The organism is Polaromonas sp. UBA4122 (assembly GCA_002381615.1).
GTDB lineage: Bacteria > Pseudomonadota > Gammaproteobacteria > Burkholderiales > Burkholderiaceae_C > Polaromonas.
Genome location: DFWY01000088.1, coordinates 475 through 12,092, shown reverse-complemented (window position 1 = coordinate 12,092; position 11,618 = coordinate 475). Strand labels below are relative to the sequence as shown.

14 protein-coding genes are annotated in these 11,618 nt (G+C 61.6%); 8 read left to right on the top strand and 6 right to left on the bottom strand.

What is annotated here, in order from left to right; all coding sequences use genetic code 11:
- The 4 genes from B3F77_RS12045 to B3F77_RS12030 all read right to left on the bottom strand — a co-directional run.
- A partial coding sequence (locus B3F77_RS12045) for a DUF5666 domain-containing protein (protein ID WP_293605183.1) occupies positions 1–1,257 on the bottom strand: 1,257 nt, incomplete at its 3' end.
- Between the two features lie 22 nt (positions 1,258–1,279).
- Positions 1,280–2,128, bottom strand: coding sequence for a DUF6502 family protein (locus tag B3F77_RS12040; protein WP_293605182.1), 849 nt, complete (start codon positions 2,126–2,128; stop codon positions 1,280–1,282).
- Positions 2,129–2,244: 116 nt separating this feature from the next.
- Positions 2,245–2,463 (bottom strand): hypothetical protein, encoded by a 219-nt coding sequence (locus B3F77_RS12035; protein WP_293605181.1) that lies wholly within the window; start codon positions 2,461–2,463, stop codon positions 2,245–2,247.
- A gap of 321 nt (positions 2,464–2,784) precedes the next feature.
- The gene (locus B3F77_RS12030; protein WP_293605180.1) at positions 2,785–2,946 is read right to left on the bottom strand and encodes a protein kinase domain-containing protein; all 162 of its coding nucleotides are present in this window, start codon (positions 2,944–2,946) and stop codon (positions 2,785–2,787) included.
- Between the two features lie 227 nt (positions 2,947–3,173).
- On the opposite strand from B3F77_RS12030, the gene ybiB reads away from it, so the two are divergent.
- From ybiB to B3F77_RS12000, 6 genes are all read left to right on the top strand, one after another.
- Entirely contained in the window at positions 3,174–4,079 is a 906-nt protein-coding gene (gene ybiB, locus B3F77_RS12025) for a DNA-binding protein YbiB (protein ID WP_293605179.1), read from the top strand.
- A complete protein-coding gene (cobA, locus tag B3F77_RS12020) occupies positions 4,076–4,843 on the top strand; it encodes a uroporphyrinogen-III C-methyltransferase (protein WP_293605178.1) in 768 nt (255 codons plus the stop codon). The genes ybiB and cobA overlap by 4 nt, the downstream gene beginning before the upstream one ends.
- A gap of 88 nt (positions 4,844–4,931) precedes the next feature.
- Positions 4,932–5,924: a hypothetical protein gene (locus B3F77_RS12015; protein WP_293605177.1), complete on the top strand. Its 993-nt coding sequence runs from the start codon at positions 4,932–4,934 to the stop codon at positions 5,922–5,924.
- Between the two features lie 137 nt (positions 5,925–6,061).
- Positions 6,062–7,315, top strand: a complete 1,254-nt coding sequence (locus tag B3F77_RS12010) for an NAD(P)/FAD-dependent oxidoreductase (protein ID WP_293605176.1) — start codon at positions 6,062–6,064, stop codon at positions 7,313–7,315.
- A 112-nt stretch (positions 7,316–7,427) separates the two neighbouring features.
- Positions 7,428–7,640, top strand: coding sequence for a 30S ribosomal protein S21 (gene rpsU / locus B3F77_RS12005; protein WP_007872347.1), 213 nt, complete (start codon positions 7,428–7,430; stop codon positions 7,638–7,640).
- Between the two features lie 112 nt (positions 7,641–7,752).
- Complete coding sequence (locus B3F77_RS12000) at positions 7,753–8,214, top strand: GatB/YqeY domain-containing protein (RefSeq protein WP_293605175.1); 462 nt, start codon at positions 7,753–7,755, stop codon at positions 8,212–8,214.
- Positions 8,215–8,357: 143 nt separating this feature from the next.
- On the opposite strand, the gene pmbA is transcribed toward B3F77_RS12000, so the two are convergent.
- Positions 8,358–9,776, bottom strand: coding sequence for a metalloprotease PmbA (gene pmbA / locus B3F77_RS11995; RefSeq protein WP_293605174.1), 1,419 nt, complete (start codon positions 9,774–9,776; stop codon positions 8,358–8,360).
- Positions 9,777–9,801: 25 nt separating this feature from the next.
- Between pmbA and yjgA the strand changes: the two genes are divergently transcribed.
- Both yjgA and mog read left to right on the top strand, forming a co-directional pair.
- The gene (gene yjgA, locus B3F77_RS11990; RefSeq protein ID WP_293605173.1) at positions 9,802–10,392 is read left to right on the top strand and encodes a ribosome biogenesis factor YjgA; all 591 of its coding nucleotides are present in this window, start codon (positions 9,802–9,804) and stop codon (positions 10,390–10,392) included.
- Positions 10,389–10,985 carry a molybdopterin adenylyltransferase gene (gene mog / locus B3F77_RS11985; RefSeq protein ID WP_293605172.1) on the top strand — a complete coding sequence of 199 codons (597 nt, stop codon included), beginning with the start codon at positions 10,389–10,391 and terminating at the stop codon, positions 10,983–10,985. Before yjgA ends, mog begins: the two co-directional genes overlap by 4 nt.
- A 74-nt stretch (positions 10,986–11,059) precedes the next feature.
- On the opposite strand, the gene B3F77_RS11980 is transcribed toward mog, so the two are convergent.
- A partial coding sequence (locus B3F77_RS11980) for a serine O-acetyltransferase (RefSeq protein WP_293605171.1) occupies positions 11,060–11,618 on the bottom strand: 559 nt, incomplete at its 5' end.

The window sequence follows — 11,618 nt, the reverse complement described above, 5'->3', positions numbered from 1 at the left end:
CCCACCACCCGATGAGCCACCACCCATGCCACCACCCGATGAGCCACCGCCCATGCCACCGCCCGATGAACCTGATGATCCGCTGCGGCCCGAACTAATCCCTTTACCGCTTCGCGTACCGCCCGAGCCCGATCCTTCGCCTCTGACATCCACCCGATCCACCGTGATGCGCTGGTCAGCACCGACCCGGCCACTGACCTGGACACGCTGATCGACCGCCAGTGGGCTGCCGCTGCTGCCGGAAATCTGCACGTTCGGCGCCAGCGTCATCACGTTGTTGCCCAAACTGAGTTCGCTCCCCCTCAAGGCATGCACGTAGCCCTCCAACACCACGTTGTCCACACGACCCACACCATGGCGCGTCGGATCAATCTCAATGCCCCGGGCGATCAGGCTGATGCCGTCCCAGCTACCGCGCACCGCCACCTCGGTGCCAGGTACTGCGCCGCTGGGCAAGCTCAGCTTATCCAGCCTGATGCGGGCACCGTACAGCATGAACCCGCTCGCATCGACCCGGCCGATCTGCCCGGTGATCTGCGCCTGCGCCCGCGCTGCGATCGGCTCAATGCGCGAGGCCGCCACCTCACCCGAAGACAAGCGATACCCGCTCACCTGCACCCAGTCACCGGACTTAAGGTTCGACAGATCGCCTGGATCGTCGGCGCGTACCGTCTGGCCAAGAAGCTCCAACTGGCCCGTCGTGAGATCAACGCGACTCACCGGGCCGACTACCGCATGAAGCACGGCGATGTTGCGCGCAGCGACTTGCGCCCCCGCGCCTGAGGCCCGCACGGCAACCACCTGTCCCACCGCCAGTTCTCGCGCCATGGCAGCGCGACCATCGGAAAACACCGGCGTGCTGGCGTCGTAGTGCACCTCCACACCGTTGACGCAAATGCTCGCAAAACCGGTGATCACGCCGACGATACCGGTACCGCCAATACCCCCGTTATCGCTGCTGATTCCTGTTCCGCCTATGCCGGGACGGCTCGCCACCACATGCTGGCTTGCGCTGTCCGCAGACCCGGCCCGTACGGTTCCCTTCGTCAGCGCCTGCCACCACGCGCGCAATGTACCGGATACCGGCGAGCCGGTTCCGCCAATGCCAGGCTCAAGGGTGGCCGGATTGACCGACGACGCCGTGGTATTGCAGACGTTTTGTGCGTAAACAGGTCTGCAGACCAGGACCAATGCGACAAGGACCGTCACCGCATGAATCAAAGCACGGTGCGTCCGGGAGGGGGAGCTTACATTCATGGCGATCTCCTGCGGCTGTGGGTTACCCATCTTTGGCGGGCGTCGCCGTCTCGGTGTAGAAATAAATGCCAAAAGTCATTCGCTGCCGGGGTGCTGTGTCGGTCAGGTCAGCCTTCTCGAGCGCGATAGCGCTCTTGTTCAATTCCAGCAGGGCCTTCATGCCGACCTGCTCCGACTGCGCGGCAAGTGCGGCGACAGAGCTTGCGCTGAGTGCGTCATAGTGAACGCTACGCTCCAGAAATGGCTTGTCGCTGCCGATCAGATTGCTTGCGGCTGCGGCCACATGGTCGTGCAGGTTATGACCGAAATAAAACGCTTTTTCATCAAAGCCTTCGGCTGGAATGAAGGCCTGTACGTTGAGGCATACCCGACGCTGCTCGTCAAAACGCACCAAGCCCAGCCGCAGCCACTCGTCAAGTACCACGCGCGAACGGATGTCGCTGTTCACGCTGGCGACCAAGGCCTCAAAAGACAAGTCACCGCCTTCGCTGGCAAAGCGGGCCAGCGGTTGGGGCTGGCCGTCGTCGTCCAGATACTGTGGCGAGCCTAGCCAGACAGCCACCAGTTGTGCGCCCAGCGACACCACTGAGGGAACGATTTCCACATCAGAAGCCATTTCCTGCCGCAAGCGATTTACCTCTTTTCGGTGGACGCCAGAGACCAGGCTGACCCGGCTATCGGTCGGCGGCTTGGGCCCTATGCGGAAATCCTTGTCGGCCACTTCGACAAAAAGTGCTTTGAGCAGATCGCAAAGGTAAGGGTAAGTGACGCCGCGCGCCAGCATGAGTCTCACCAGGGGGCGAAACACGCGACGCAACGCCAGGACGAAAGCTGGCGTGGGCGTGGTGCTGGACATCTGGGAGGTGGGCATGTGACTGAACTGCTTGACAACACCTCAATGTAACACAAGACGTGGGAAATAGTTACACGAAAAACATTGACGTGGAATTTTATCCCACGTATATTCTCGTCATACGTGGGAAATAATCACACGTATAAGCGAACAAACGAGAATACAGCCAATTTGAGTTCTCTATGTTCTAACCAGGTGCTTTCAAGTTTTTTATAAGGAATATCTGTCATGTTCAATCTCAAGAAAACTGCAATGGCTTTGGCGACGGTGATCGCTGTTGGATTGGTCGTAACGCCGGCTATGGCCCGTGGAGGAAGCGGCGGTGGTGGCGGTGGCTCGGGGGGCAGCGGCATGGGTTCAGGCGGTATGGGTTCCGGCGGTGCCAGCGGCTCGGGGGGCAGCGGCTCAAGCGGTATGGGTTCAGGGGGTGGCTCAGACAGCAGGGGCGGATCAAGCGCCAGTGGCCACGGCCAGGGTCGCGGCGCCGATAATAGTGCAGGGCATACCCGGGGCGGTCGTGGTACCGATGACGCAATCGGCGATGCGCATGGCGCTCGCGGTGCAGACGACGCTCGCCGGTAATTAGAGCGATGTCTGGGCAGGGTCGGCTGCGCCGGGTGCGCAGCCGACCCTGCGGGAGTCACGCCATATAAGCGGCGTGACCTGTGGTGTCGTCAACGTCCGTGAAGCGCCACACCCAAATCGAGCAGACGCCACACGTCGTCCTCACTTTGGTGCAGGTTGGCGGGCTTGATATCGCAGTGAATCACACACTGGCGATGCAATCGTCCTAGTTCCTTGGCGGTCTGCGTGACTGCGCTGAGGGCCTGTTGCACACTGAATCTTCCTGCCCCTGCTGGGGGCAGCCTGGCTTCACTGCAGGAGGCCCTGAAGTGCGGCACCCATTGCGGCTCCTGCCGGCCCGAACTCAAGCACAGGGGTGCGCTCTGCCCGCAGCGCCGGGGCGGCCGACGAAACGGCCCAGCCACGCACCGTCATCCCGATCAAACAGCTGGCTTAAGCTCATAACAGGAAGTTATCTGCATTCGCGGACAATTGCAGAATGGGTATCAGCCAGTACATCAAGGAAATCGGGCGTGGCAAGGACGGCGCCAGAGCCTTGTCGCGCGAGCAGGCGGCCGACCTGTTGGGCCAGGTGCTCGACGGCACGGTGACAGACCTGGAAATCGGCGCTTTTTGCCTGGCCATGCGCATCAAGGGTGAAACGCCCGATGAGATGGCGGGTTTTCTGGATGCCGTCCATCAGCGCCTGAACCGCCTGCCCGCCAGCGACACGCCTACAGTCGTGCTGCCCAGCTACAACGGCGCCCGTAAATTGCCGCTGCTCACGCCGCTGCTGGCCCTGCTGCTGGCGCGCGAGGGTTTGCCCGTTCTGATACACGGAACCGCCACCGAATCCAGCCGGATTTTTATATCAGAAGTGCTTGCAGCCCTTGATATTCATGCGCATGCAGCTGTCACATCAATAGCGCCAGGAGAAGTCGTTTTTATACCCACCGAGCTGCTGTGCCCTGCCCTCAAGCGATTGCTGGATGTGCGGTGCGTGGTGGGCCTGCGCAATCCAGCGCACAGCCTGGTCAAGATCATGAATCCCTGCCTGGGCAAGAGCCTGGTGATCAGCAGCTACACCCATCCGGAATACGCAGTGTCCATGGCGCAGACGTTTGAGCTGACCAAGGCCCATGCGCTGCTGCTGCGCGGCACCGAAGGCGAAGTGGTGGCCGACGCACGCCGCATGCCGCAAATGGAGGCATTCATCGGCGGGCAGCGCGTCCTGTTGCAGGAGGGCGTGAAGGGAACCTTGCCCTCGGTGCCCAGTCTACCCAAAGAGATTGATGCAGCCAGCACAGCCGCCTATATTCAGTCGGTGCTGGCCGGGAAAAGCCCCTTGCCGACATCGATTGCGCAACAGGTGGAACATATCTTGCATCTGGTTCGACAACTATGAACAACGGCAAAGTCATCCTCGTTGGCGCAGGCCCCGGCGACCCGGAACTGCTCACCCTCAAGGCCCTCAAAGCCATCCAGCGCGCCACGGTGCTGTTCGTCGACGACCTGGTCAGTGACGAGATCGTGGCTTTTGCGCCACCCAATGCCCGTATCGTGCATGTGGGCAAGCGCGGCGGCTGCAAGTCCACACCGCAGGCCTTCATCGAAAAGCTCATGATCATGGCCGCCCGGGAAGGCGAACACGTTGTGCGGCTCAAAGGCGGCGACCCCTTCATCTTTGGCCGCGGCGGCGAAGAAGTCGAGAACTTGCGTGCGGCAGGCGTTGAGGTGGAGGTCATCAACGGCATCACCGCCGGGCTGGCCGCCGTGACTTCGCTGGGCGTGCCGCTGACGCACCGCCAACATGCCCAGGGCGTGGTGTTTGTGACCGGCCACGCCAAGCCTGGCGATGCTGGCACCGACTGGCAGGCGCTGGCCGCCACCGCGCATAGCGCCCGGCTCACGCTGGTGATTTACATGGGCGTCAGCGGTGCGGGGCGCATCCAGAACGAGCTGCTAACCGGCTTGCCTGCGGCAACACCGGTGGCCGTGATCCAGAACGCTTCCCTGCCGACGCAGCGCCACCTCATCACCACGCTAGGCGCGCTGGCAGACGCGATCAATGAGGGCGGCATGGCCAGCCCGTCCATCATCGTGGTGGGCGACGTCATCAGCGGCGTGGCGCTGGCGGCGGCGCACCCGGAAGCGGTTCGCGCCGCCTGAGCAGCTCACTCACTCACTCACTCACCGCGCGGTCTTCAGCGCTGCCCTGCGGGCTCGCTAGAATCACAGCTTTTGACTGGACCACCCAATGTCAACCCGTCTTCTGGCTGGCGTGCTGCTGGCACTCAGCGTCACCTGCGCGCAAGCGCAAACCTTTTCGTTCGGCCTGTGGGGCGACATGCCTTACCAGAAAGCCGGCGACGGCCCGAAAATCCCGGCGCTGCTCAAAAGCATCAACCAGTCTGACATCGTATTTTCAATTTACGACGGCGACATCAAGGACGGCAGCTCCCCATGCACCGATGACATTTACGCCTCGGCCCTCGCCATGTTCGGCGAATTGAAAAAGCCGGTGATCTATGCACCCGGCGACAACGAATGGACGGATTGCCACCGCACCAACAATGGTGGCTACGACGCGCTGGAACGCCTGGGCTACCTGCGCAAAACCATGTTCCCCAACGCCAACAGCCTGGGCAAGCGCCAGATGCCGCTGATCCATCAGGGCCAGGCTGGTGACAAGTTTGTTGAAAACACGCGTTTCAGCCACCGCGGCATTGTGTTTGTCACCCTGAATATGCCGGGCAGCAACAACAACAAAATTCTGGACGAAAAGGACTGCACTCACAAGAGCGCACGGACCGCCGCGCAGTGCGAAGCCAGCAACGCCGAGTACCTGGAGCGCGATGCCGCCAATGTGCGCTGGATGCAGCAAGCCTTTGCAGCCGCCAAAAACAGCAAGGCGCGCGGACTGGTGCTGGTGTTTCAGGCCGATCCCGGTTTTGACCTGCCAGAGACCGCCGACAAGGACGAGAGCCAGTCGCCCCGCTTCAGCGGCTACCGCAATTTCATCAGCAACGTGATCACTGAGACAGAGCAGTTCCCGGGCCAGGTCTTGCTGGTGCACGGCGACACCCATTTCTTCAAGATGGACAAGCCGCTATACAGCCCCAGCAAGCTGCTGGCCAACCTCACGCGCCTGCAAACCTTTGGCAGCCCGCTGATTCACTGGGTCCGCGTCACCGTGGACACCAAGAATGCCAATGTGTTCACGGTTCAACCGGTCATCGTGAAACAGTAAAGACAGGCGAGGCTACACTCCCACTTTCAACCACAAGCCGCAACGGGCTTGCGACTTGGCTTGACCAAGCCTTGGCCGGCATATTGCTATGCTTTTTATAGCTACCCGCACCCGTCTTACGTGGACCAGAGGCTGATTTGACCCATAAATTCGATGTTGTAGTGATAGGCGCAGGCGCGGCCGGGCTGTTTTGCGCCGGCGTGGCCGGGCAGCGGGGTCTGAAGGTGCTGCTGCTGGACCACAGCGAGAAAGTAGCCGAGAAAATCCGCATCTCTGGCGGTGGCCGGTGCAACTTCACCAACCGCGAGGTGGGCCCGGCCAACTTTTTGAGCGAGAACCCGAACTTTTGCCGCTCGGCCCTGTCGCGCTACACCCCGCAAGACTTCATGGCGCTGCTGCAGCGCTACAACATTTCCTTTCATGAAAAACACAAGGGCCAGCTCTTTTGCGACCGTTCGGCTGAAGATGTGATCAACGTGCTGCTGGCCGAGTGCGCTGCCGGCCAGGTCACGCGCTGGCAACCTTGCAGCATAAAAAGCATCCTCAGCCCAGAGCAGACGGGCGCAAGCAGCTATCGAATTGAGAGCAACCGCGGGCTGATAGAAGCGTCACAGGTGGTGATCGCCACGGGCGGCCTGTCCATCCCGAAAATCGGCGCCACCGACTGGGGCTATCGCATCGCCAGGCAATTCGGCCTGCGCCTGGTGGAACCTAGAGCCGCGCTGGTTCCCCTGACCTTTGACGGTGAAGCCTGGGCCCCTTATGCCCAGCTGGCCGGCTTGGCGCTGCCGGTGCAGATTGAAACCACAGCAGCGGACGCGACCCCCAGGCAGCGCAAAAAGGTGACAGTGTGTTCGGAAGATCTGCTGTTCACCCACCGAGGACTGAGCGGCCCGGCGGTGTTGCAAATTTCCAGCTTCTGGCGCGAAGGCCAGCCGATACGCGTCAACCTGGCGCCCGGCGTGGATCTGCCCGCAACCCTGCTGCGCGCGAAGGCCACTTCCAAAAAGCTGATTGCCAACGAACTGGCCAGCCTGGTGCCCAGCCGTCTGGCCGACGCCTGGGTCAGCCAGGACCCGGCCCTGCAGCGCCCCATCAGCGAAGCCACCGACAAGGCCCTGCTGGCGCTGGCGCAGCGTCTGAGCGACTGGGTGCTCACGCCCACCGGCTCGGAAGGCTACAAAAAGGCTGAAGTCACCGTGGGTGGCGTCGACACCCGGGATTTGTCCTCGCAAACCATGGAGTCCAAACAGCCGGGGCTGTATTTCATCGGCGAAGTCGTCGATGTGACCGGCTGGCTGGGCGGTTACAACTTCCAGTGGGCCTGGGCGTCGGGTTTCGCCTGCGCAGAGGCGCTGGCTGCCAAACAGAGTGGTTTTTCAGTCGCCTAACGACCCGATTTCTGCGCGTGGTCTGTTATACTTTTAGGCTTTGCTAGCAAACCCGCGCCCGGCCTGATCCTGATCAGATCAATAAAGGCGTACCTTTTGGATCAATTTATCAATGACCACTATCCGTGTAAAAGACAACGAGCCCTTCGACGTGGCTCTGCGCCGTTTCAAGCGCACCATTGAAAAACTCGGTCTGCTGACCGACCTGCGCGCCCGCGAGTTTTACGAAAAACCAACGGCCGAGCGCAAGCGCAAGAAGGCAGCCGCCGTCAAGCGTAACTACAAGCGTATCCGCTCGATGCAGTTGCCCAAAAAGCTGTACTGATCCAGTACAGCCTGACGGCAGCTCAAAAGCCCGCAAGAGGACGCTCTGCGGGCTTTTTTACTTTTCAGCCGTCATTCCTCCAACACTATCCGCACCCCTTCAGGAGCCCGCAATGTCACTCAAAGACCAGATTACCGAAGACATGAAAACCGCCATGCGCGCCAAGGACAGTGAGCGCCTGGGCACCATCCGACTGCTGCTGGCGGCCCTCAAGCAAAAAGAGATTGATGAACGCGTGGTCCTGGACGATGTGGCCGTGGTCGCCATCGTCGACAAGCTGATCAAACAGCGCAAGGATTCGATTGAGGCGTTTCAAAAGGCAGCGCGCACCGATCTTGCCGACAAGGAGGCGGCAGAAATCATCGTGCTGCAGACCTATCTGCCCGCGCGCCTGAGTGCCGACGAGGTGACAGCCGCCGTGAAAGCCATCGTCGCCGAACTGGGCGCTGAACTGGGACGCCCGGCAGGCCCCGGCGACATGGGCAAGGTGATGGGGGCGGTGAAAGCCCAGCTGGCAGGAAAAGCGGATATGAGCCAGGTGTCAGCGGCGGTTAAAGCAGCCCTGGCCGCTTGACCTTAGGCCGGGCCTGCGGTTTCGCCAAGCACCAAGCGCTACTGAATAAATAGCTGCTTACGCCCGAAACTATTGGGCTAGCGCCTTAAAACAGCTAAATTTCAAGGTGCCGACACGCCCGCAAACCCTGGGGTCCGGGAGAATCAGGACCCGGCCACCTTCATCCGGTTGACCAATATGGAGCCGACGGTTTTGGCGCCATAGTTGTAAGCATCCGCGCCCACCGCCTGGATGCCCATCAGCATGTCCTTGAGGTTGCCGGCAATGGTGATTTCTTCAACCGGGAACGCGATCTGGCCGTTTTCTACCCAGAAGCCTGAAGCGCCGCGCGAGTAGTCGCCCGTCACGTAGTTCACGCCCTGCCCCATTAGCTCAGTCACAAACAATCCCCGACCCAGTTTGCGCAGCATTGCATCCAGGTCGTCACCGGGACGCGTGCGTCGGCTGGTGAGTGTGAGGTTGTGCGAGCCGCCGGCATTGCCCGTGGTGCGCATGCCCAGTTTGCGGGCTGAATAGGTGCTCAGGAAGTAGCCCTCTACCCGTCCCGCATCGACCACCTTGCGCGCGCTGGTTTTCACCCCTTCTTCATCAAACGGCGCGCTACCCTTGCCTTTGAGCAGGTGTGGGTCTTCGGCGATGTCAATGTGTTTGGGAAATGCCGGTTTGCCCAGGCTGTCGAGCAAAAATGTGCTTTTGCGGTACAGCGCACCGCCGCTGACAGCCTGCACAAAACCGCCCAACAGGCCTGCCGCCAATGGGGACTCAAACAGCACCGGGCACTGCGTGGTGGGAATTTTTCGGCTTTTCAGGCGCGCCAGTGCGCGTTCGGCGGCATAGCGGCCCACCGCTTCAGGGCGGGCCAGTTCGGTGGCGTCGCGCATGGAGCTGTACCAGGCGTCGCGCTGCATCTGGTTGCCCTTGCCGGCGATGGGGGCCACGGAAATGCTGTGGCGCGAGCTGGCGTAACCGCCGCGAAAACCCTTGCTGTGGGCGCTGAAAAAATGGCTTTGCTGGGCCGACACGCCAGCCCCTTCGCTGTTAGTGATCAGGCGACTCGTGCCCATGGCAGCGGCTTCACACTGCAGGGCCAACTGGGCGGCCTCTTCCGAGGTGATGGCCCAGGGGTAGAACAGGTCCAGCGCCGGGTGCACGCGGGCTATGTCGCGCTCGTCGGGCAGGCCCGATGTCTCGTCTTCCGCCGTGAAGCGCGCAATGTCGTAGGCCGCTTTCACGGTCTGCACAATCGCCGCTTTCGAAAAATCGCTGGTGGCCGCGTTGCCGCGCTTTTTGCCGAGGTACACCGTGACGCCCAGCGACTTGTCGCGGTTGCGCTCCACGGTTTCGAGCTCCCCCTTGCGCACGCTGACCGAAAGGCCGCAGCCCTCCGAGGCTTCGGCGGCAGCGTCGCTGGCACCCAGCTTTTTGGCGTGGGCCAGCGCGCTGTCGACCAGCTCCTCGAAATAGTCACGGTGGTAGCTGAAACCAGCCTCGGGCGGGCTGGTTTGGCTGCCAGCGGGGCGAGAAGCATTGCGGAATGAACGGGTAGAGGCTTTTTGGGTCATATGGGTCGCTATGATACTGACTGCTATGAACAACAAGACTCCCAAGGCCATCAAAGGCTACTGGTCCAACGGCCGATTCGTCAAACCCGAAGAGATTGCCGCCGAAGAAGTAGGCCCACCCAGCAAAACCCAGCTGAAAGCCGAGGCCGATGAAAAGCAGGCGCTGGGTGAAGCGCTGCTGACATTGCGCGCCGACCTCATCGCGCGCCTTGACCTGCCCGTCAAGCTGCTGGATGCCCTGGCCGAGGCCAAGCGCATCACCCACTTCGAGGGCAAGCGCCGCCAGATGCAATTCATCGGCAAACTGATGCGGCCGCTCGACCCCGGACCGATTCGCGAAGCCATCAACGAGCAGCAGGGCGGCTCGGCGCAGCTCACGCTGACCCTGCACCTGGCCGAACAATGGCGCGACAAGCTGGTCGCTTCGGACGATGCGCTGGGCGCCTGGCTCACGGCGCACCCGGACACCGACGCGCAGCAGTTGCGCGCCCTGATCCGCCAGGCCCGCAAGGACGCCAAGCCCGAAAAGCCGGGTGAAGCGCCGCGCCACGGCAAGCCTTACCGCGAGATTTTTCAGATGGTCAAACAGGCGATGACCCAGGAGCCCGACGCATGAGTACGACCTGCGATGCAGTCAAGATCGGTATCGTGTCGGTCAGCGACCGTGCCTCGGCGGGTGTTTATGTGGACAAGGGCCTGCCTGCGCTCAGGGAATGGCTCACACGCGCCCTGCGCAACCCCCTCACGTTTGAAGAACGCCTGATTCCTGACGAACAGCCGCGCATCAGCGCCACGCTGATTGAACTGGTCGATGCCGGCTGCTCACTGGTGCTGACCACAGGCGGCACCGGGCCTGCGCTACGCGACGTGACGCCAGAAGCCACGCGGGCCGTGGCGCACAAGGAAATGCCGGGCTTTGGCGAGCAGATGCGGCAGATCAGCCTCAAATTTGTGCCCACCGCCATCTTGTCGCGCCAATGCGCCGTGATTCGTGACCAAAGCCTGATCATCAACCTGCCCGGCCAGCCCAAGTCCATCCAGGAAACGCTGGAAGGGCTGAAAAATGAAGCCGGCGAATCGCTTGTGCCCGGCATCTTTGCCGCCGTGCCCTACTGCATTGACCTGATAGGCGGGCCTTACCTGGAAGCCGATCCTGCCGTGTGCAAGGCGTTCCGGCCCAATAACGCAATCCGCGCCCCGAAATCTTAGTGAAAAATGGCTTTTATCCATATAGGACGGGCGTAAACAGCTATTAAAATAATAGCAAGCAGAATTTGAACCCGCTACTTGCCGACCAGCTGGTTCAGCTTGTCGGCTTCAAAGGTTTCCAGCAGCGCGGCGTCTTTGGGTACGCATTCCTGGGTGCTGGTGGTTTGCGGACCCGACAGCTTCTCAATCGCCTGCCAGAGCATGGCAATCTGGTGCTCCTGGCCGGCTGCGTTGTCGATCAGGCCGCGCAGCGCCTGCGACAGCGGGTCGTCGTTTTGCGTGACGCCATAGGCTGAAAACCCCATCTGGCTGGCGACTTGCTCGCGCTTCACATCGGCATCGGCCTGGATCACGCGCGCCGGATTGCCCACTACGGTGGCGCCTGCTGGCACGGGCTTGACCACCACGGCATTGGAGCCGATCCTGGCGCCGTCGCCCACGGTGAAGCCGCCCAGCACCTGCGCGCCAGCGCCGACCACCACACCCTGCCCCAGCGTGGGGTGGCGCTTGGTGCCTTTGTAGAGCGAGGTGCCGCCCAGCGTCACGCCCTGGTAAATCGTGCAGCCGTTGCCAATTTCGGCGGTTTCACCGACGACAACACCCATGGCACTTACACATCTCCGAGCACACGAG

Bases quoted from the DNA above. Each gene is read 5' to 3' on its own strand.
- B3F77_RS12040 (WP_293605182.1), bottom strand. From the start codon at position 2,128: ATGCCCACCTCCCAGATGTCCAGCACCACGCCCACGCCAGCTTTCGTC.
- pmbA (WP_293605174.1), bottom strand. From the start codon at position 9,776: ATGACCCAAAAAGCCTCTACCCGTTCATTCCGCAATGCTTCTCGCCCC.
- ybiB (WP_293605179.1), top strand. From the start codon at position 3,174: ATGGGTATCAGCCAGTACATCAAGGAAATCGGGCGTGGCAAGGACGGC.
- rpsU (WP_007872347.1), top strand. From the start codon at position 7,428: ATGACCACTATCCGTGTAAAAGACAACGAGCCCTTCGACGTGGCTCTG.
- cobA (WP_293605178.1), top strand. From the start codon at position 4,076: ATGAACAACGGCAAAGTCATCCTCGTTGGCGCAGGCCCCGGCGACCCG.
- B3F77_RS12000 (WP_293605175.1), top strand. From the start codon at position 7,753: ATGTCACTCAAAGACCAGATTACCGAAGACATGAAAACCGCCATGCGC.
- B3F77_RS12035 (WP_293605181.1), bottom strand. From the start codon at position 2,463: ATGCCGCTGCCCCCCGAGCCACCGCCACCACCGCCGCTTCCTCCACGG.
- B3F77_RS12015 (WP_293605177.1), top strand. From the start codon at position 4,932: ATGTCAACCCGTCTTCTGGCTGGCGTGCTGCTGGCACTCAGCGTCACC.
- mog (WP_293605172.1), top strand. From the start codon at position 10,389: ATGAGTACGACCTGCGATGCAGTCAAGATCGGTATCGTGTCGGTCAGC.
- yjgA (WP_293605173.1), top strand. From the start codon at position 9,802: ATGAACAACAAGACTCCCAAGGCCATCAAAGGCTACTGGTCCAACGGC.